The sequence below is a fragment of the Pseudomonas sp. M1 genome (genome assembly GCF_022760135.1).
In the GTDB taxonomy this organism is placed as follows: domain Bacteria; phylum Pseudomonadota; class Gammaproteobacteria; order Pseudomonadales; family Pseudomonadaceae; genus Pseudomonas; species Pseudomonas citronellolis.
Genome location: NZ_CP094343.1, coordinates 2,721,489 through 2,740,791 on the forward strand (window position 1 = coordinate 2,721,489; position 19,303 = coordinate 2,740,791).

At 70.2% G+C, this 19,303-nt stretch carries 12 protein-coding genes; 7 read left to right on the plus strand and 5 right to left on the minus strand.

Annotation, left to right across the window (positions count from 1 at the left end; genetic code table 11):
• Positions 1–220: 220 nt before the first annotated feature.
• The 3 genes from PM1_RS12295 to PM1_RS12305 form a co-directional block, all read right to left on the minus strand.
• Positions 221–1,423: an NAD(P)/FAD-dependent oxidoreductase gene (locus PM1_RS12295; protein WP_009623000.1), complete on the minus strand. Its 1,203-nt coding sequence runs from the start codon at positions 1,421–1,423 to the stop codon at positions 221–223.
• 198 nt (positions 1,424–1,621) lie between these two features.
• Positions 1,622–1,990 carry a response regulator transcription factor gene (locus tag PM1_RS12300; protein ID WP_009622999.1) on the minus strand — a complete coding sequence of 123 codons (369 nt, stop codon included), beginning with the start codon at positions 1,988–1,990 and terminating at the stop codon, positions 1,622–1,624.
• Positions 1,991–2,179: 189 nt separating this feature from the next.
• The gene (locus PM1_RS12305; protein WP_024128688.1) at positions 2,180–3,205 is read right to left on the minus strand and encodes a GlxA family transcriptional regulator; all 1,026 of its coding nucleotides are present in this window, start codon (positions 3,203–3,205) and stop codon (positions 2,180–2,182) included.
• A 238-nt stretch (positions 3,206–3,443) separates the two neighbouring features.
• On the opposite strand from PM1_RS12305, the gene PM1_RS12310 reads away from it, so the two are divergent.
• Positions 3,444–4,118: a response regulator transcription factor gene (locus PM1_RS12310; protein ID WP_009622997.1), complete on the plus strand. Its 675-nt coding sequence runs from the start codon at positions 3,444–3,446 to the stop codon at positions 4,116–4,118.
• A gap of 22 nt (positions 4,119–4,140) precedes the next feature.
• On the plus strand, positions 4,141–9,267 hold the full coding sequence (locus tag PM1_RS12315) for a trifunctional serine/threonine-protein kinase/ATP-binding protein/sensor histidine kinase (protein ID WP_009622996.1): 5,127 nt from the start codon (positions 4,141–4,143) through the stop codon (positions 9,265–9,267).
• Here the strand turns inward: PM1_RS12315 and PM1_RS12320 are convergent.
• Together PM1_RS12320 and PM1_RS12325 are read right to left on the minus strand one after the other, a co-directional pair.
• Entirely contained in the window at positions 9,253–10,002 is a 750-nt protein-coding gene (locus PM1_RS12320; protein WP_009622995.1) for an SDR family NAD(P)-dependent oxidoreductase, read from the minus strand. The two genes, PM1_RS12315 and PM1_RS12320, sit on opposite strands and share 15 nt — an antisense overlap.
• Positions 9,990–10,412 carry a MerR family transcriptional regulator gene (locus PM1_RS12325; RefSeq protein ID WP_009622993.1) on the minus strand — a complete coding sequence of 141 codons (423 nt, stop codon included), beginning with the start codon at positions 10,410–10,412 and terminating at the stop codon, positions 9,990–9,992. Before PM1_RS12325 ends, PM1_RS12320 begins: the two co-directional genes overlap by 13 nt.
• Before the next feature lie 221 nt (positions 10,413–10,633).
• Here PM1_RS12325 and PM1_RS12330 point away from each other — a divergent pair, with 221 nt between their 5' ends.
• The 5 genes from PM1_RS12330 to nahK all read left to right on the plus strand — a co-directional run bounded on the left by PM1_RS12330 (position 10,634) and on the right by nahK (position 19,064).
• Complete coding sequence (locus PM1_RS12330) at positions 10,634–10,858, plus strand: hypothetical protein (protein WP_009622991.1); 225 nt, start codon at positions 10,634–10,636, stop codon at positions 10,856–10,858.
• Positions 10,859–10,928: 70 nt separating this feature from the next.
• Positions 10,929–13,217, plus strand: a complete 2,289-nt coding sequence (gene pqqF, locus PM1_RS12335) for a pyrroloquinoline quinone biosynthesis protein PqqF (RefSeq protein WP_009622989.1) — start codon at positions 10,929–10,931, stop codon at positions 13,215–13,217.
• Between the two features lie 289 nt (positions 13,218–13,506).
• Positions 13,507–14,703, plus strand: coding sequence for a porin (locus PM1_RS12340; protein WP_009622987.1), 1,197 nt, complete (start codon positions 13,507–13,509; stop codon positions 14,701–14,703).
• Positions 14,704–15,343: 640 nt separating this feature from the next.
• The gene (nosP, locus tag PM1_RS12345) at positions 15,344–16,504 is read left to right on the plus strand and encodes a nitric oxide-sensing protein NosP (RefSeq protein ID WP_009622985.1); all 1,161 of its coding nucleotides are present in this window, start codon (positions 15,344–15,346) and stop codon (positions 16,502–16,504) included.
• On the plus strand, positions 16,437–19,064 hold the full coding sequence (gene nahK / locus PM1_RS12350) for a hybrid sensor histidine kinase/response regulator NahK/ErcS' (RefSeq protein ID WP_084229677.1): 2,628 nt from the start codon (positions 16,437–16,439) through the stop codon (positions 19,062–19,064). Before nosP ends, nahK begins: the two co-directional genes overlap by 68 nt.
• The last annotated feature ends 239 nt before the right edge of the window (positions 19,065–19,303 follow it).

A 19,303-nucleotide genomic window follows, 5' to 3' on the forward strand; every position in this document is an offset into this window, starting at 1 on the left:
TTTTCGACATTCGCCTGATCGCGGATGAATCCGCTCCTACGTCTCCAGGGAAGCACGGCTTTTCGTAGGATGGCGTTGAGCGAAGCGATACCCATCACCACGGCAGCATGGGTATCGCAAGCTCAACCCATCCTACAATTCCAGGCCACGCCGGACGCCCCGGCGGCACGGCCGGCGGCGCATAACCGCGAACGGTTATGCGCCCTACGCGTTCAGGGTTTCAGGCCACCGGGATAAGCGGATCGGCCGCCGCCAGGGCGATGCTGCGGTCGGCTGCCGGCGGGTAGATCCACAGGGTGTTGATCTGCGTCTTCAGCTCCTTGGCCTGTTCGCCCAGCAGCTTGACCTGGCGGTCCCAGCCCTCGGTGTACACCGCGCCCCAGGCGCCCAGGTCCAGGCAGGTCACGTACTTGGGCTGGCGGTAGGGGGTGGGCGGCACGCCCAGCAGGTCGGCGGCGGCGTTGTTGCCGGCGTGGCGACCCAGGGAGATGGCGTGCTGGCAGGACATCACTGCGTGGTTGCCGAGGTCGTCGGTGGCGGCGTAGGCCACGTCGCCGGCGGCGAACACCTTGGCCTGGCCGCGCACCTTGAGGTTGCCGTCCACGTGCAGGCGGCCCAGGGCATCGCGTTCGCCGCTCAGTTGCCCGGTCAGCGGGCTGGCGCGCAGGCCGCCGGTCCAGATGACCGTGTGGCTGTCGATGCGGCGGCCGTCGGCCAGGCTCACGCCGTCGGCGTCCACCGCCGCGACGCTGGCATCGGGCACCCATTCGATGCCCAGTTTTGCGGAGGCCTCGATGATCGACGGGCGGATGCCTTCGCCCAGGGCGGCGGCCACCTGCGCGCCGCGGTCGACGACTATCACGTGGATGTCCTGCTCCGCGCCCAGCGCTTCGCGCAGGCGCGCCGGCATTTCGGTGGCGGTCTCGATGCCGGTGAAGCCGCCGCCGACCACCACCACGGTGTTGCGCGCCGGGCTGGCGGGGCGGTTGCGCAGGGCCTTGAGGTGCGCTTCCAGGCGCGCCGCGGATTCGATCTGGTCGACGTCGAAGGCGTGGCTGTCCAGGCCCGGCACCGGCGGCCGGGCGAGCTGGCTGCCGGTGGCCAGCACCAGGCGGTCGTAGCCCAGCTCGCCCTGGCGGCCGGCGGCGTCGCGGTAGCCGACGCTCTGCGCCTGCTCGTCGATGCGCTCGGCGCTGCCCTGGACGAAGCGGATGCCCACGGTGTCGAACAGCGCGTCCAGCGGGGCGAACATGCGGCCCACGTCGGGTTCGTAGAAGCGCGGGCGGATGCGCAGCTCCGCCTGGGGCGCGAGGAGGCTGACCTGCACGTCGTGACGCTCGTGTCGGTCCAGCAGGCGTGCCGCGCTCAAGGCGCTCCAGAGCCCACCGAAGCCTGCGCCCACCACCAGAATCTGCTGTTTCATGATTTGCTCCCGAATATACGTAGTGATGAATGACCTTGAAGTTTCGGCTCCAAGCCCGGCGTGACTGTCGAGTCGTCCGCTGTGGAGTTCATGCTATTCGGGGAAGTTGCGCCGCACACTTCTACATGGGGTTCGCGGAATAGTGCGTTGGTCTGGCGGATATATACCCAGGTATCGACAGGACTTGCCGGGGAAGTTTCAGCGCGGCTGGCGCAGGGCGGTTTCGATGCACGCGAGCAGGCGCTCGGCGTCGAACGGCTTGGGCAGGCAGGCGAGTGGGGCGGGAACCGCCTCGGGGTAGGCGGTGATGAAGATGACGGGAATGCGCAGGCCCATGGCGATGAGCCTTGCGTGCAGCTGCAGGCCGCTCATGCCGGGCATCTGCACGTCGGACACCAGGCACTGCGCCTCGCCGGGCGCGGCGGCGAGGAAGTCCAGGGCGCTGGAATAATTGCGCACGCGGTAGCCGCTGGCACGCAGCAGGCTCTGCAGCGCCGCGCGCACGGATTCATCGTCGTCGACCACGGCAATCACGGCCGTCTGGCGACTCGGGGGTTCTTGGGTCATCTGGAATTGCTCGTGGCGGTATCTGTCGAGACTTCAAGATACGCCAGCGAACAAGGCGAAGAAGTATACCTGGGTATAGTCCGGCGAGACCTGGGTATGGGTTCTTGCAAACTTCCGTCGAGGCACTTTCCGCAACTTGGCAACTTCTTTGATCAATGAAGGGCAAGTTCATGGATACGAAGGTAGTACTCAGGCCTCGCGGGTAAAGCGGCTGCGGTAGTCGCGCGGGGCGATCGACAGGTGGCGCTGGAAGGTGACGCGCATCCGCTCCTCGTTGCCGAAGCCGCATTGCCGGGCGATCTGCTCGATGCTCTGCGTCGAGTGTTCCAGCAGGCGCCGGGCGGCCTCCAGGCGGAACAGCTCGATGGCCCGGGCCGGGGTGCGGCCGGTGCGCTGTTTGTAGACCCGCGAGAAGTTGCGCGGGCTCATCCGCACGCGCTCGGCCAGTTGCTCCACCGTTAGGCTGCGCTCGCCCAGGTGCTCGGCCAGCCACAGGTGCAGCTCGTCGAACAGCGGGCTGTCCGCGGCCTGGGACTGCAGCAGGATGCTGTACTGCGCCTGGCCGCCGGGGCGCTTGAGGTACACCACCAGCTCGCGCGCCACGGCCATGGCCACCTCGCGGCCGCAGTCGGCTTCCACCAGCGCCAGGGCCAGGTCGATGCCGGCGCTCACGCCCGCCGAGGTCCAGGTTTCGCCCTGCTGGATGAAGATCGCGTCGGCATCCACTTCCACCTCCGGGAAGCGCTGGCGCAGGGCGTCGCACAGGGCCCAGTGGGTGGCGGCGCGGCGGCCGTCGAGCAGGCCGGCGCGGGCCAGCAGGAAGGCGCCGCTGCACACCGAGGCGACGCGCCGGATGCGCGGCGCGGCGGCGCTGATCCAGGCTGCCAGCTCGGCGTGGCTGTCCAGCGTGTGGCAGATGTCCGGGGCGCCGGGCACCACCAGGGTGTCGGCCGCCACGGCGTGCGGCGGCGGCAGGCGCGTGCTGTCCACCGCCAGGCCTTCCACGGTGCGCACCAGGCCGCCGGCCAGGCTGGCGGTGTGCAGGCGGTAGCCGGGCAGGCCGCGTTCGGCCAGCGCCTTGGAGGCGGCCCAGAACACCGTCTGGGCGCCGCTGAGGTCGAGCAGGCCCATGTCCGGGTAGGCCACGAACAGCACCTCGCGCGGGCCGTTGCCGGGCAACGCATTCTGGGGGTTGTCGCTTGGGGTGATGTTCATTGCCAACGCTGCCATGCCTATTCCAACCAGCAGCGAGATACCGCCTGCGGCGGCGCTTGGCAAGCCCGGCGCCGGCGCTGGCCGATAACCTGGGATTTCTGTCCTGGCGAGCGGGCGCGGCGGCGCGCTAACTTCGTCCGGATGCCGGGCGTCCCGCCGCGTTGTCGGAGGCGCCGTGGTGGACTAGTTTTTTCAGTCGTATGCCAGGCGCGGCGTCGGTCGCAGGAGAGCAAGCCGGATGAATTCGTGGTCGCAATCGGGGGCGCAGCAGGGTAGCGCCAAGCCCAGGGAGCCGGTGGTCTACGTGGTCGACGACGACGAGTCGATGCGCCTGGCGCTGTCCGGGCTGCTGCGCTCCATCGGCCTGCGCGTGGAGACCTTCGAGTCCCCCGCGGATTTCCTCGCCTTCCCCCGCGACGACGCCCCCAGCTGCCTGGTGCTCGACGTGCGCCTGCGCGGCGAGAGCGGCCTGGCCTTCCAGGAACAGGTGGAGAAGCACGGCCTGCGCATGCCCATCGTGTTCATGACCGGCCACGGCGACATCGCCATGACCGTCAAGGCCATGAAGGCCGGCGCGGTCGACTTCCTCGCCAAGCCGTTCCGCGACCAGGACATGCTCGACGCCGTGGCCAACGCCCTGGCCAAGGACGCCGAGCGCCTCGCCGCCGAGCGCTCCAGCGCCGGGCTGCGCGAGGCCTATGCCGCGCTCACTCCCCGCGAACGGGAGGTGATGAGCTATGTGGTGGCCGGCCTGATGAACAAGCAGATCGCCGCCGAGCTGAACCTCAGCGAAGTGACGGTGAAGGTCCACCGCGGGCAATTGATGCGCAAGCTGGCGGCGCGCTCGGTGGCGGACCTGGTGCGCAAGTCCGAGGCCCTGGGCATCGCGCCGCAGACGCGCCGGGCCCCCTGAGCGGGCGCGGCGTGGAGCGGGGATGAGCGACAGACGACAGGTCCTCTGGGACGACGGCGAGCGGGTGTTCAGCCGTGGGCGGCATCCGCGCCAGGAGGGGCTCGGCGTGTTGCTCGCGCGCCCGGCCGGCGAGCCGCCGCAGCCCGCCAGCGTCGAGCGCCTGGCCCACGAGTTCGGCCTGAAGGACGAGCTGGACGGCGCCTGGGCGGTGCGCCCGCTGGAGCTGCTGCGCGAGGGCGGGCGCAGCCTGCTGGTGCTGGAAGACCCCGGCGGCGAGCCGCTGTCCGCGCAACTGGGCGCGCCCATGGAGACCGGCCGCTTCCTGCAACTGGCCGTGGGCATCAGCGCGGCCCTGGGCCACCTGCACCAGCGCGGCCTGGTGCACAAGGACCTGAAGCCGCCGCACATCCTGGTCGACTGCGCCGACGGCCGCGTGCGCCTCACAGGTTTCGGCCTGGCCTCCTGGCTGCCGCGCGAGCGCCAGGCGCCGGAGCCGCCGGAAACCATCGCCGGCACCCTGGCCTACATGGCGCCCGAGCAGACCGGGCGGATGAACCGCTCGATCGACTCGCGCAGCGACCTCTACGCCCTGGGCATCACCCTCTACCAGATGCTCACCGGCGACCTGCCGTTCGCCGCCAGCGAGGCCATGGAGTGGGTGCACTGCCACATCGCGCGCCAGGCGGTGCCGCCCACGGCGCGGGTGGCGAGCATCCCCGCGCCGCTGTCGCAGCTGGTCATGAAGCTGCTGGCCAAGACCGCCGAGGAGCGCTACCAGAGCGCCGCCGGGCTGGAGCACGACCTGCGCCGCTGCCTGGCGAGCTGGCAGCGCCAGGGGCGCATCGACGACTTCCCGCTGGACGGGCACAGCGTGCCGGAGCGCCTGCTGATCCCCGAGAAGCTCTACGGCCGCGAACGCGAGGTCGGCACCCTGGTGGCCGCCTTCGAACGCATAGTCGCGGGCGACGCGCCGGGGCTGGTGCTGGTGTCCGGCTACTCCGGCATCGGCAAGTCCTCGGTGGTCAACGAGCTGCACAAGCTGCTGGTGCCGCCGCGCGGTCTGTTCGCCTCCGGCAAGTTCGACCAGTACAAGCGCAACATCCCGTACTCCACCCTGGTGCAGGCCTTCCAGGGCCTGGTGCGCATGCTCCTGGGCAAGAACGACCGCGAGCTGGCGCGCTGGCGCCAGGCCCTGCTACAGGCGCTGGGCGCCAATGCGCGGGTGATGACCGAGCTGATCCCGGAGCTGAAGCTGATCATCGGCGAGCAGCCGCCGCTGCCGGCGCTGGAACCGCAGCAGGCGCAGCGCCGCTTCCTGCTGGCGCTCAAGCGCTTCATCGGCGTGTTCGCCCGGCCGGAACACCCGCTGGCGCTGTTCCTCGACGACCTGCAATGGCTGGACGCGGCCACCCTCGACCTGCTGGAAGACCTGCTGACCAGCGACGACCTGCGCCACCTGATGCTGCTCGGCGCCTACCGCAGCAACGAGGTGGACGAGGCCCACCCCCTGCGCACCACGCTGCGCAAGGTCGGCAAGGCGCAGGTGCGCATCGACGAGATCCGCCTGGCGCCGCTGGGCCGCGGCCATGTTGAACAGCTGATCGCCGAGGCCCTGCACGGCGCGCCGGCGCATATCCGCCCGCTGGCGCAGCTGGTGCACGACAAGACCGCCGGCAACCCGTTCTTCGTCATCCAGTTCCTCCAGGCCCTGGCCGAGGAGGGCCTGCTGGCCTTCGAGGCGCAGGTGCGGCAGTGGCGCTGGGACCTCGGGCGCATCCAGGCGATGGGCTACACCGACAATGTCGTCGACCTGATGCTAGACAAGCTGGCGCGGCTGCCGGCGCAGACCCAGGAGGTGCTGCAGCAGCTGGCCTGCCTGGGCAACCGCGCCGAGGCCGCGACCCTGGGCAGCGTGCTGGCGCTATCGCGCAGCCAGTTGCAGCGGGCCCTGTGGGACGCCATCCGCCAGGAACTGGTGGAGCGCGGGGAGGGCGCCTACGCCTTCGCCCACGACCGTATCCACGAAGCGGCCTACCTGTTGATCCCCCAGGCCGAGCGCGCCGCGGCGCACCTGCGGATTGGCCGCCTGCTGGCCGAGCAGACGCCGCCGCAGGCGCGCGAAGAGGCGATCTTCGAGATCGTCGGCCAGCTCAACCGCGGCGCCGCGCTGATCGCCGAGCCGGCCGAGCGCGAGCGCCTGGCCGGGTTCAACCTGCTCGCCGGGCAGCGGGCCAAGGCCTCGACCGCCTATGCCTCGGCCCTGGCCTATTTCGCCCGTGGCGTGGAGCTGCTGGACGAGGCGAGCTGGCAGGGCCGCCACGAACTGCTGTTCGCCCTGGAGTCCGGCCGCGCCGAATGCGAGTTCGCCACCGGCCAGGTGGCCCAGGCCGAGCAGCGCCTGCGGATGCTCTCCGGGCGCGCCGCGACGACCGTGCAGCGCGCCTGGGTGGCCTGCCTGCAGGTGGACGTCTACCTGATCCTCGACCGCCGCGACGATGCCGTGGCGGTCTGCCTGGACTTCCTCCGCCACGTGGGCATCGACTGGCCGGCCCACCCGGACGACGCCACGGTGCAGGCCGAGTACGAGCGCATCCGCGCGCAGCTCGGCACGCGGCCCATCGACACGCTCATCGACCTGCCGCCGATGCGCGAGCCGCTCGCCCTGGCCACCATCGAGGCGCTGACCACGCTGTTCTCGCCGGCCCTGCACACCGACGGCAACCTGGCCTGTCTGACCATCTGCAAGGCCATCAACCTGAGCCTGGAGCACGGCAACGGCGACGCCTCCTGCGTGGCCTACGCCAACATCCCGCGGGTCGCCGGGCGGCGCTTCGGCGACTACCAGGCCGGCTTCCAGTTCGGCCGGCTCGGCTGCGAACTCGTCGAACGCCGCCGCCTGGAACGCTACGAGGCGCGCACCTACCTGTCGTTCTCGCTGTTCGCCCAGCGCTGGGTGCAGCCGGTGCGCGCCTGCGAGGAGCAGCTGCGCCGCGTCTTCGACAGCGCCAACCGCACCGGCGACCTGCCATTCGGCGCTTTCGCCTGCAACAGCCTGGTGTCCAACCTGCTGTTCAGCGGCGAGCCGCTGCCCGAGCTGCAGGCCGAGGCGGAGCGTGGCCTGGCCTACGCCGGCAAGGTCGGCTTCGGCCTGGTGATCGACTTCCTCGACAACCAGCTCGCGCTGATCCGCACCCTGCGCGGCCTGGCCCTGCGCTTCGGCCACCTCGACCAGGGCGATTTCCGCGAGGCGGAGACCGAGGCGCGCCTGGCCGATGCGTCGCGGGTGTACAGCTGCTGGTACTGGGTCCGCAAGCTGCAGGCGCGCTACTTCGCCGGCGATTACGCCGCGGCGCTGGAGGCGTCCGCCCAGGCGCAGCCGTTGCTGTGGACTTCCCACGCGTTCATCGAGGAGGGCGAATACTGCTTCTTCGATGCGCTCGCCCACGCCGCGCTGTGCGATGCCGCCTCGCCGGACGATGGCCACCTGGACGTGATAGCCGCGCACCGGGACGAACTGCGGGTATGGGCCGACCTCTGCCCGGCTAACTTCAGCTGCCACGTCCTGCTGCTGGAGGCCGAACTCGCCCGCCTGCAGGGCCGCGTGGCCGACGCCGAGCTGCACTATGAGCAGGCCATCCGCGCCGCGCAGGACGACGGCTTCCTCCAGGTGGAGGCGCTGGCCAACGAACTGGCGGCCGCCTGCTACGCCGCGCGCGGGCTCGACAGGGTCGCCCGCGTCTACCTGCAGGGCGCGCATGCCTGCTACCGGCGCTGGGGCGCCGAGGGCAAGCTGCGGCAGTTGGAGGCGCGCCATCCCTTCCTCGGCGAGCAGGCGCCGGCGCCGGGCCCCACCGCCACCATGGCCGCCCCGGTGGAGCAGCTGGACCTGGCCACCGTGCTCAAGGTACTGCAGACCACCTCCGGCGAAATCGTGCTGGAGCGGCTGGTGGATAGCGTCATGCGCACGGCCCTCGAACAGGCCGGCGCCGAACGCGGCGTGCTGGTGCTCCAGGGCACCGAGGGGCCGCGCATCGTGGCGCAGGTGACGGTCGACGACGACGCGCCACGCCTGCAACTGCGCGACGAGCCGCTGAGCGAGACGCTGCTGCCGGAGGCGCTGCTCTACCAGGTGCTGCGCACCGGCGAGAGCCTGGCGCTGGACGACGCCCTGGCCGAGGCGGCATACGCCAGCTCGCCCTACGTGCGCAACCGCCAGGCGCGCTCCATCCTCTGCCTGCCGCTGATGAACCAGGGCCAGCTCAGCGGCGCCCTGTACCTGGAGAACAACCTGACCGCCCGCGCCTTCAGCCCGGCGCGCACCGCCGTGCTCAAGCTGGTAGCCTCGCAGGCCGCCGCCTCGCTGGAGAACGCCCGGCTGTACCGCGACCTCGCCGAACGCGAGCGACGCTACCGCGAGGTGCAGGGCGAACTGGCCCACGCCAACCGCGTGGCGACCATGGGCCAGCTCACCGCGTCCATCGCCCACGAGGTCAACCAGCCGATTGCCGCAACCATCACCAATGCCTACGCGGCGCAGCGCTGGCTGGGGGCGCAGCCGCCGGACCTGGGCGAGGTGGGGCAGGGGCTCGAACGCATCGTCAAGGACGCCAACCGCGCCGCGGACGTGCTCAAGCGCATCCGCGGGCTGCTGCGCAAGGCGCCGTCGCAGAAGGCCGCGCTGGACATCAACGAGGCGATCCTGGAAATGGTCGAGTTCACCCGCGGCCAGGCCGCCAAGGGTGGCGCCACGGTGCGCACGCAACTGGCCGACGGCCTGCCGCCGGTGGAGGGCGACCGGGTGGAGCTGCAGCAGGTGCTGCTCAACCTGATCATCAACGCCATCGAGGCCATGGGCGAGGTCGACGACGGCGTGCGCCGGCTGGACATCGAGACGGCGCCGGACGGCGCAGGCGGCGTGCGGGTGAGCGTCAGCGACACCGGGCCGGGCTTCGCCGCGCAGGACGCCGGGCAGGTCTTCGCGCCTTTCTACACCACCAAGCCCAGCGGCCTGGGCATGGGCCTGTCGATCTGCCGTTCGATCATCGAGGCCCATGGCGGGCAGCTGCAGGCCTTGGCCAACCCGCCGCGTGGCGCGCTGGTCCGCTTCGACCTGCGGGGTTGCCCGGGGCAGGCCCTAGAGCTGCGATAGGCCGCCGTCCACGCACAGGTCGATGCCGGTGATGAAACTGCTGTCGTCCGAGGCGAGGAACAGCGCGGCGTTCGCCAGCTCCTCGGGGCGGCCGAGCCGGCCCAGGGGAATCTGGCCGGCCACCTGCCTTTCGAAGGCGGCGAACTGCTCGTCGCCGATGCCCATCTTGCCGATGATCGGCGTCAGCACCGGGCCCGGGCTCAGGCAATTGACGCGGATGTTGCGCTGCCTGAGTTCCCCCGCCCAACTGCGCGCGAAGGAGCGGACGGCGGCCTTGGTGGCGGCGTACACCACATGGGCGTCGAGGGCCTTGAGGTGGGCGATGGACGACACCAGCACGATGGAGCCGCCGTCGCGCAGCAGCGGCAGGGCCTTCTGGATGCTGTAGAAGACGCCTTTGACGTTGATGTCGAACTGCTCGTCGAATTGCGCCTCGTCCACCTGTTCGCCCGCGGCGGGGCGGATGATGCCGGCATTGGCGACCAGCACGTCGAGCCGCCCGTACAGCTGGCCGATGCGCTGGTACAGCGCGTCGATATCGGCCAGCCGGCTGGCGTCGGCGCAGATGCCCAGGGCGTTGCCGCCGATCTGCCCGACGGCCTCGTCCAGCACCTGGCGGCGCCGCCCGGTGATCACCACCGTTGCGCCCTCCCGGGCGAACCGCTGCGCGGTGGCCAGGCCGATGCCGCTGTTGCCGCCCGTCACGAGCGCGATCTTGTCGTTCAGCTTTCCCATCGTTCCTCCAACGTCGTTGCCGGGTGAGTTTGCGTGGGGGGTTGCCATGCAGGATCGGCCGGCAGCGGCAGGTAGCGCCCGATCTTCTCCGCCAGCTTCGCGCGGCGATCGGCGAGCCGGGCCTGGAGCGCGTCCAGCGCCTGGAGCTTCTCCAGGTGCTGCTGCAGGCAGGCGAGGAAGCCTTCGCTGTCTTCCTCCTCCTCCAGGTGCTGCAACAGGCCGTGGATCTGCCGGGTGCTGAAGCCGCACTCGATCAGTTCGCGTATCCAGAGCACGCGCCGCACCATGGCCGGGGCGTAGTCGCGATAACCGTTTTCCAGCCGCGACGACGCGATCAGCGCCCGGGCCTCGTAATGACGAAGCGCGCGGGTGCTCGCGCCGGTACGCAGTGCCAGTTCGCCAATCCGCATGTTCACCTCCACCGGCGGAACTCTAGGGGCTTGACGCTAGTGTCAAGGTCAAGCGCCTGCATTGCCCGGCGCGGGACCTCGGGGTGGCGATTATAGGAACGCGGCCCGGCGGCCAGAAATGCACATGGGTATAGGCCGGGCATACCTGGGTATGACGGCCGGCGGGGCACGCAGGCCGGCTCGTCTATGCTGGAGTTTTCGATTGCCAGCGAGGGTGCGTCATGGGCCTGAACGAAGCGAGCCAGCGGCTGCGGCGCGAATTATTGAACATGGCCTTCCGCCATGAGGGACTGGCGACCGACCTGGGGCGGGCCGCCGAGCAGCTGCCGGCGTCCCAGGCGGTGCACCTGGTGCGCATGGCGGCGTTCCTGCAGGGCGATGCCGAACGGCTGATCGCCATGGCCGAGCAGGTGCGCACGGGCGTCATCAGCGCGAGCGACCCCTGACCCCTCCAAAGCACTATTCCCTTCCTCCGGCGTGCGGGTAAGGTGGCGGCAGAACACCACTGGATTGCCCATGAACCGCAACGCCGCGCCCCCGCAGGCCCGCCAGGTCGTCCTGGCCAACGGCCTGGAGCTGACCCTGGTGCACGATCCGCAGGCCACCCGCGCCGCCGCCCTGGCGCGGGTGGCGGCCGGCAGCCATGACGAGCCGCAGGCGCACCCCGGGCTCGCGCATTTCCTCGAACACCTGCTGTTCCTCGGCGGCGCGCGCTTCGCCGCGGGCGAGCGGCTGATGCCCTGGGTGCAGGCGCGGGGCGGGCGGCTGAACGCCAGCACCCGGGCGCGCACTACCGACTACTTCTTCGAAGTGCCCGCCGCGGAGCTGGACGGCGGGCTGGCGCGCCTGCTCGACATGCTGGCCCGACCGCGGCTGGAAGTTGCCGCGCAGCTCGGCGAGCGCGAGGTGCTGGAGGCGGAATACATCGCCCGCGCCAGCGATGCCGGCACGCTGATCGATGCGGCCCTGGCCGCCGGGGTGGCCGAGGAGCATCCGCTGCGCCGCTTCGTGGCCGGCCGGCGCGCCAGCCTGGCGGTGGAGGCGGCGGATTTCCAGAGCGCGCTGCGGGACTTCCATGGCGGTTTCTACCGGCCCGGCAATGTGCAGCTGTGGCTGCAGGGGCCGCAGTCCCTCGACGAGTTGCAGGCCCTGGCTGCCCGGCACTGCGGGGAATGGCCGGCCGGCCCGGTGCCGGCCCGCGACCTGCCGCCGGCCCTGGCGCCGCTGGCCGGCGACAGGCTGCACCTGCGCCTGCCCGGTGCGCCGCGCCTGGTGCTGGGCTTCGCCGTGGCCGAACTGGATGCTGCCGGCGAACAGACCTTCGACGCCCTGGCCGGCCTGCTGGGCGACGAGGCGGACGGCGGGCTGCTGGCCTGGCTGGACGAGCGCGGGCTGTGCGATGCGGCGAGCTTGCGGGTGGCCTACCGCGCGCCGGGGCAGGCGTTGCTGGCGGCGACCTTCGAACTGGCCCAGGCGCGGGATGCCGCGCGGGTCGAGGCGGCCTTTCTCGATTGGCTGCGGGCGTTGCGCGAGGGTGGCGGCGCTGCGTTGGTGGCGGACGAAGCAGGGCAACTGCCTCCCCTGGAACAACTGCAGCGGCGTGCCAGGGGCCTGCCGGCGCCGGTCTCGCCGCAATGGCTGGCGGCGCTGGACGCATCATGCCTGGTCCGCCTGCTGGTGGTGGCGGATGCGCCGGGCCAGCTCGCCTGCGTAGCCGGCTTCGACCTGCACCTGGGGCGCAGCTCGGTCGAGCCGATGGCCTTCGCTCCTCAGTCCTGGCGTTTTGCGGCGCCGCCAGCGGCTAGCAGCGGACCAACGGGCGCGATCCATTTGCGTTGGCGCTTCCCGAGCGCGCCAGCCCATAGCCACTTCCTCGCTGTGCGCCACGGCCTGCGTCCGCTGGCCGGGTTGGCGCGGCGCCATGGCGTGAGCCTGCGCCTGGACGAGGAGGGCGCCGACTGGGCCCTGGGCCTGCAAGGCCCGGCCGACCGTCTGGAAAGCTGCCTGGACGGCGCCCTGGCGCTACTGGCCGAGCCTCCCGCGGCAGCGCTGGCCCAGGGGGAGCGCCTGCTATTGCGCGAGCGGCAGCAGAAGGCCGCTGAACTGCCGATCCGCCGTCTGCTCGACGCCTTGCCGGTCCAGTTGGCGGGGGAGGGTACGGCTTTGCCGGACTGGTCCTCGGCGCGCTGGGACGTGCTGGTACGCAACGTCGAGCCGCCGCTGGCGAGCCAGGTGCCCGGCCTGTTGGCGACGGAGCTGCTGTTGCCGCCGGCACTGGTTCCCGGCCGCTATCGCTGCGTCATGGCGGGTGAAGGCGAGTCGGCGCTGCTGCTGTTCTACCCGCTGCCAGGGCGGGATGCGCCGCAGGAAGCCGCCTGGCGCCTGCTGGCGCGCGAGCTGGAAGGTGGCTTCTACCAGCGCCTGCGTGTCGAGTTGAACCTGGGCTACGCGCTGTTCTGCGGCTTCCGCCAGGTCGCCGGCTGGCGCGGGCTGCTGTTCGCCGTGCAGTCGCCGCACGCGCAGCCGGACGCGCTGTTCGAGCACCTGCGCACCTTCCTGGAAGACGCCGCCGTCGCCTTGGGCGAACTGCCCGACGCCCGCATGCGCGACCTCGCCCACAGCCTGGCGAACGAGCCGGCCGGCGAGAACGCGGCCTGGCGCGACCAGCTCGCGGGCGTGGATGCCGGCCACGCGCAACGCGTGGCCGAGGCCGCTCGCCACACCACCCGCGCCGATCTCCAGGCCGCCCACGCCGCATTGCTGGGCGAGCAGGGCGGCTGCTGGCTGCTGACCAACCGCGCCTGATCTCTTTCTACACCTCCTTCCGCTGCTGCCCGGACGTACCGCCCCGGGCACGTGCGCCTGCGACTTTGGTCCTGCGCCGCAAGGCCCGCTGCCAAGGTGCCGCTACCCCCGCGACCAAGGCGCCGGGCCTTGTGGTGGCCTGGTGCCATGGCCTTGCGCAGCGCTCCGCCAAGCCCCACGCAAGCAGCGTCGAAGCGCGCCCAAAGCAGCGTATGGCGCCGCGCGGGGCGTTTCGATAATCGCCTCCGCCACGACCCCGAACGGTCATCCATCCCCTGCGGAGCGCGTCATGAACAAGAACAACACCGCCATTCGCCGTTTCCTGCCCCTGGCCCTGGCCTCGCTGGGCAGCCTGGGCAGCCTGCCGGCCGTCGCCGACATCAAGCTGTACGACAAGGACGACACCACCTTCTCCACCGACGGCTACTTCAACGCCTTCTACGTCAACAGCGACGTGGACCGCGAGGGCGACACCTACGACCGCCGCCAGTCGCGGGTGAAGATGGGCTTTTTGCCCAACTACATCGGCTTCAACTTCGGCAAGAAGATCGACGGCCTGACCCTCACCGGGCGCTCCTCGTTCTGGGTGACCATCAACGACAGCGAGCAGGACGGCACCGACACCGCCATCGACGTGCGGCAGTTCTACGGCAACGTGGCCGGCGACTGGGGCGAGGTGCTGATCGGCAAGGACTTCGGCCTGTTCTCGCGCTCCAACATCTTCCTCGACGAACTGCTGGCCGGCTTCGGCAACGCCAGCGACACCCTCGGCCTGGTGGACGGCAAGGGCGTGTCCTTCGGCAACATCGGCACCGGCTACCCGTACCCGTTCCCCACCTCGCAGATCACCTACCGCAACAACAACCTGGCGGACGGCCTGCGCGTGGCGGTGGGCATCATGGACCCGATCGACACCAACCAGATCGACAAGGACGCCAGCGACGGCCTGGACGACAAGGCCTACCAGGACAACCCGCGCTACGAGAGCGAGATCAGCTACCAGTTCGACCTGGGCGGCGCGCAGATCTACAGCTGGGTCAACGGCGCCTACCAGACCTCGAAGAACACCAACGACCAGGTCGACGACGTCACCTCCAAGGGCCTGGGCTACGGCATCCAGGCCAAGTTCGGCGGCGTGTCGCTGACCGGCTCGGGCTTCACCGCCAAGGGCATCAACCCGTTCTTCACCAACAACGCCGGCGAAGCCGCGCTGCGCGAGGTGGACAGCCGCGGCATGCTGCTGCAGGGCTCCTACACCTGGGGCAAGAACCGCCTGGCGCTGTCCTACGGCAAGACCGAGGACGACGGCAACGGCCTGGGCAGCGCGGCGGACTACTCCACCCGCGGCATCGCCTACTTCCGCACCATCAACGACAACCTCAAGCTGGTGGCCGAGTACAACCAGTACGAGATCGACGGCCGCAAGGGCTCGCTGGTGAGCGAGGACACCGACACCTTTGCGGTTGGCGCGGTACTGAACTGGTAATCCTCAGAGCTCCTTTGGCAGTAATTGGGCGGGGCGGCGGTGGCGTCGGTCCGCCGTTTTTTTGTGGGGGGATGGTGTTCTGTTGGAAGGGTTGGTGTGGCTCTGGAGAGCGCCCTCTCCCTAACCCTCTCCCTGAAGGGAGAGGGGACCGTTCGGCGTGCGCTGGTATTTCTGCGTTAGCCGGCTTGTTCCGAGTGGCCGGCTGAAACCATCACCTCTCTCGGCACGGACTAGCCCCCTCTCCCTTCAGGGAGAGGGCTGGGGAGAGGGTTACTGACTCCAACCCCCGCTCCGCAGCTGAACCTGACTCCGCTGTTCGCTATACCGCGAATCGCGCGCAGGGCGCGCTCCTACAAAGGAAATGGGGAGTAACTGTCTTGCCGACTGCGCCGAGGTGCTTTTCGTAGGATGGGTTGAGCTTGCGATACCCATCGGACCCTGGTGATGGGTATCGCTTCGCTCAACCCATCCTACGGGCGTTTCCCTTGCATCCGGAGCAGATCTTGCCCGCGAACCACACCGGAACCTCCAGCCCGCCCCTACACCTTTCGGAGGTCCCCGCCAGCACCCAAGTAGCATGGGGCCGCGCCGGGCGCCTTCGTAGAATGCCCCCGTGGTCAACCGGCGTTGAGGCAGGCTTATGCAGGAAGGGCAGGGCGAAGGGGTAGTCAGGGGCATGTCCAGCGCCCGCGACGCGGAGGCGGTGGCCCAGGACCTGGCGCGCCAGTTGATCCACCCGCACCTGGGCTTCGTGCTGTTCTTCTGCTCCGCCGAGTACGACCTGCCGGCACTGGCCGCCGCGCTGGAGCAGTACTTCGGCGGCATCGAGCTGGTCGGCTGCACCACCGCCGGCGAGATCACGCCCCAGGGCTACGGCCGCGGTTGCGTCAGCGCGGTGGGCTTCGACGTGCGCAGCTTCGCCGTGGCCAGCGCGCTGATCGACGAGATGGAACGCTTCAGCCTGATCGACGCGCAGCAACTGGTGGAGGCCCTGGTGGCCGACTGCCGTAGCAGCGAGTTGGCGCCGATCAAGGACCACAGCTTCGCCCTGACCCTGCTCGACGGCCTGTCCAGCCGCGAGGAAGTGGTGCTGGCGGCGCTCAGCGCGGCGCTTGGCGCCATCCCGCACTTCGGCGGCTCGGCCGGCGACGACAACCACCTCACCCACACCCACGTCTACTACCAGGGCCAGTTCCACACCGGCGCGGCGGTGGTGCTGCTGTTCAACACCTGGCTCGACTTCGAGGTGTTCACCACCCACCACGTGGTGCCGCGCGGCGAGAAGCTGGTGGTGACCCGCGCCGACAGCGCCAGCCGCCGGGTGCTGGAGCTCAACGCCGAGCCCGCTGCCCTGGAATACGCCCGGCTGATCGGCGTGGAGCCCCACGAACTGAGCTTCGAGCTGTTCTCCCGCCACCCGCTGGCGGTGCGCATCAAGGACCAGTACTACGTGCGCTCCATCCAGCAGGTGCACGACGACTTCAGCCTGACCTTCTACTGCGCGGTGGAGAACGGCATCGTCCTCACCGCCATGAGCACCGGGCCTCTGCTGCCCAACCTGCAGGCGCAGTTCGCGCGCCTGCACGAACGCCTCGGCCCGCCGCTGCTGACCATCGGCTGCGACTGCTTCCTGCGCCGCCTGGAGCTGGAAGTGGCGGGCGACAGCGCAGCCACCGCCGCTTTTCTCCGCCACCAGCAGGTGATCGGCTTCAACACCTACGGAGAGCAATTCAATGGCATGCACATCAACCAGACCTTCACCGGCGTCGCCATTGGCCGTCCCCGTGGCGGCGCCGGCTGAGCTGCTGGCGCGCATCGACGAACTGGAGCGCGACAAGCTCAAGCTGCAGCGCATCAACACCGCGCTGATCGAGCGCATCGAATCCAGCGCCTCGCGCGGCGACGGCGCCTACGGGGCCTTCCAGCACTCGGTGGTGCTGGCCGAGCAGGTGCGCGAGCGCACCGACGCCCTGAGCCAGGCCATGGCCGAGCTGAAGTCCAGCAACCAGCTGCTCAGCGACGCCCGCCTGCGCGCCGAGACCGCCCACCAGCACCTGCTGGACGCCATCGAAAGCATCTCCGACGCCTTCGTGCTGTTCGACCCGCAGCAGCGCATCGTGCTGTTCAACGAACGCTTCCGCGCGCTCTGGGCGCCCACCCGCGCGCGCCTGGGCGCCGGTACCCGGCTGGCCGAGGTGCGCCGCCTGGCGCAGAGCAGCGGGCTGATAGTCGAAGAACAGCGCAGCAACGACGACGAACACACCCTCTACCGCCTGCGCGACGACCGCTGGGTGCGCATGAGCGAGCGGCCGACCCGTGACGGCGGATTGGTGGTGCTCTACACCGACATCACCGAGATCAAGCTCAGCGAGACCGCGCGCCGCGAGCAGGCGGTGGCGCAGAAGTCGCACCTGCTGCAGCGCGCCGTGGACAACCTGTCCCAGGGCGTGGCCATGGTCGGCGCCGAGGGCGCGCTGGAGCTGTGGAACCGGCGCTTCCTGGAGCTCTGCGGGCTGGCGCCGATCGGCGCGCACCGGCCCTTCGCCGACGTCATGGGCGAGAGCGGCCTGCCGCTGCTCACCCCGCGCAGCCGTGGCGACGACGGCGCGCCCCTGGCGGCCCTGGAGCAGCGCCTGTTCGACGGCCGCATGCTGGAAATCCGCACCCACGCGCTGCCCACCGGCGGCTTCGTCAACACCTTCACCGACATCACCGAGCGCTACCGACATGCCGAGGCGCTGCGCGAGAGCGAACGCTGGATCCGCCTGATCACCGACCAGGTGCCGGCGCTGATCGCCTACCTCAACGCCGACCTGGTCTACGAGTTCACCAACAAGGTCTACGAGCAGTGGTACCGCTGGCCCAGCGGCGCGATGCTCGGGCGCAACCTGCGCGAGGTGCACGGCGCCGAGCACTGCCGGCGCCTGGAGCCGTACTTCGAGCGGGCGCTGTCGGGCGAGAGCGTGACCTTCGAGATCGCCGAGACCAACTTGGCCGGGCAGGAGCGCTACATGCAGCGCTCCTACGTGCCCAACCGCCAGGCCGACGGCCAGGTCGCCGGGCTGTTCGTGCTGATCCGCGACATCACCGAGCGCCGGCGCACCGCCGAGGCGCTGCACCAGGCCTACCAGAACCTGGAGCAGCGGGTGCGCGAACGCACCGCCGAGCTGACCAGCCTGAACGACCAGCTCAAGCGCGAGATCGACGAGCGCAGCCAGGTGCAGGCGCGCCTGCGCGAGGCCAAGCGCGAGGCCGAGCAGGCCAACCTGTCGAAGACCAAGTTCCTCGCCGCGGTCAGCCACGACCTGCTGCAGCCGCTGAACGCCGCGCGGCTGTTCACCAGCGCCCTGCAGGAGCGCGGCGAGGGCGACGGCCTGGTGCGCAACATCAGCCACTCGCTGGAAGACGTGGAGAACCTGCTGGGCACCCTGGTGGACATCTCCAAGCTAGACGCCGGGGTGATCAAGCCGGACATCGCGCCCTTCGAGGTGGGCGAGCTGCTCGGCAACCTCGCCGCCGAATACCGCCAGATCGCTGCCAGCGAAGGCCTGCGCCTGGACTATGTGGCCTGCAGCGCCCAGGTGCGCAGCGACCTGCAGCTGCTCGCGCGGATCCTGCGCAACCTGCTGTCCAACGCCATCCGCTACACCCCCGCAGGCCGCGTGCTGCTGGGTTGCCGGCGGCGCCGGCAGAGCCTGTGGATCGAGGTCTGGGACACCGGCATGGGCATCCCGGCAGACAAGCTCGGCGAGATTTTCCAGGAGTTCAAGCGCGGCGACACCCAGCGCTCCCACCAGGACCGCGGCCTGGGCCTGGGCCTGGCGATAGTCGAGAAGATCGCGCGCATGCTCGGCCACCGCATCCAGGTCGGCTCGGTGCCCGGCAAGGGCTCGCGCTTCGCCATCGAGGTTCCGCTGGCGCGCGGGGCGGTGCGCGCGCGCCCGGAGCCGGCGCAGCAGGCCGAACACCTGGTGGAACGCCTGCGCGGCTCGCGGGTGTGGGTGCTGGACAACGACGCGGCCATCTGCGCCGGCATGCGCACCCTGCTGGAAGCCTGGGGCTGCCGGGTGGTCACCGCGCTATCGGAAGAAGATCTGGCGCGCCAGGTGGACAACTTCCACGCCGAAGCCGACCTGCTGATAGCCGACTACCACCTGGACGACGGCTGCAACGGGGTGGACGCCGTGGCCTCGATAAACGCCCGCCGCGGCGCGCCGCTGCCGGCGTTGATGATCACGGCCAACTACAGCAACGAGCTCAAGCAGCAGGTGCGGGAGTTGGGGCATACGCTGATGCACAAGCCGGTTAGGCCGATGAAGCTGAAGACGGCGTTGTGTCATTTGATGGATAGGGCTGGCTGAGGTTGGCGCCGTACCTGTAGGAGCGGGCCCTGCCCGCGATTTTCGCGCGCAGGGCGCGCTCCTACATGGGGGATGGGGGCGGAGTAGGGCGGATAACCGTTCGCGGTTATCCGCCGTTGGTTGGGGGGCGTGGCGGTGAGGTTCGACTTCGGTGCCGGGGTTAGGTCCGCAACCCTCTCCCCAGCCCTCGGCTGCGCGCCCCGCCCTGAGGGGAGAGGGGGCTATCCGTGCCGCTGGTG

Excerpts from the sequence above, each read along its gene's own strand:
- PM1_RS12295 (WP_009623000.1), bottom strand. The coding sequence starts at position 1,423 with ATGAAACAGCAGATTCTGGTGGTGGGCGCAGGCTTCGGTGGGCTCTGG.
- PM1_RS12300 (WP_009622999.1), bottom strand. The coding sequence starts at position 1,990 with ATGACCCAAGAACCCCCGAGTCGCCAGACGGCCGTGATTGCCGTGGTC.
- PM1_RS12305 (WP_024128688.1), bottom strand. The coding sequence starts at position 3,205 with ATGAACATCACCCCAAGCGACAACCCCCAGAATGCGTTGCCCGGCAAC.
- PM1_RS12310 (WP_009622997.1), top strand. The coding sequence starts at position 3,444 with ATGAATTCGTGGTCGCAATCGGGGGCGCAGCAGGGTAGCGCCAAGCCC.
- PM1_RS12315 (WP_009622996.1), top strand. The coding sequence starts at position 4,141 with ATGAGCGACAGACGACAGGTCCTCTGGGACGACGGCGAGCGGGTGTTC.
- PM1_RS12320 (WP_009622995.1), bottom strand. The coding sequence starts at position 10,002 with ATGGGAAAGCTGAACGACAAGATCGCGCTCGTGACGGGCGGCAACAGC.
- PM1_RS12325 (WP_009622993.1), bottom strand. The coding sequence starts at position 10,412 with ATGCGGATTGGCGAACTGGCACTGCGTACCGGCGCGAGCACCCGCGCG.
- PM1_RS12330 (WP_009622991.1), top strand. The coding sequence starts at position 10,634 with ATGGGCCTGAACGAAGCGAGCCAGCGGCTGCGGCGCGAATTATTGAAC.
- pqqF (WP_009622989.1), top strand. The coding sequence starts at position 10,929 with ATGAACCGCAACGCCGCGCCCCCGCAGGCCCGCCAGGTCGTCCTGGCC.
- PM1_RS12340 (WP_009622987.1), top strand. The coding sequence starts at position 13,507 with ATGAACAAGAACAACACCGCCATTCGCCGTTTCCTGCCCCTGGCCCTG.
- nosP (WP_009622985.1), top strand. The coding sequence starts at position 15,344 with ATGCAGGAAGGGCAGGGCGAAGGGGTAGTCAGGGGCATGTCCAGCGCC.
- nahK (WP_084229677.1), top strand. The coding sequence starts at position 16,437 with ATGGCATGCACATCAACCAGACCTTCACCGGCGTCGCCATTGGCCGTC.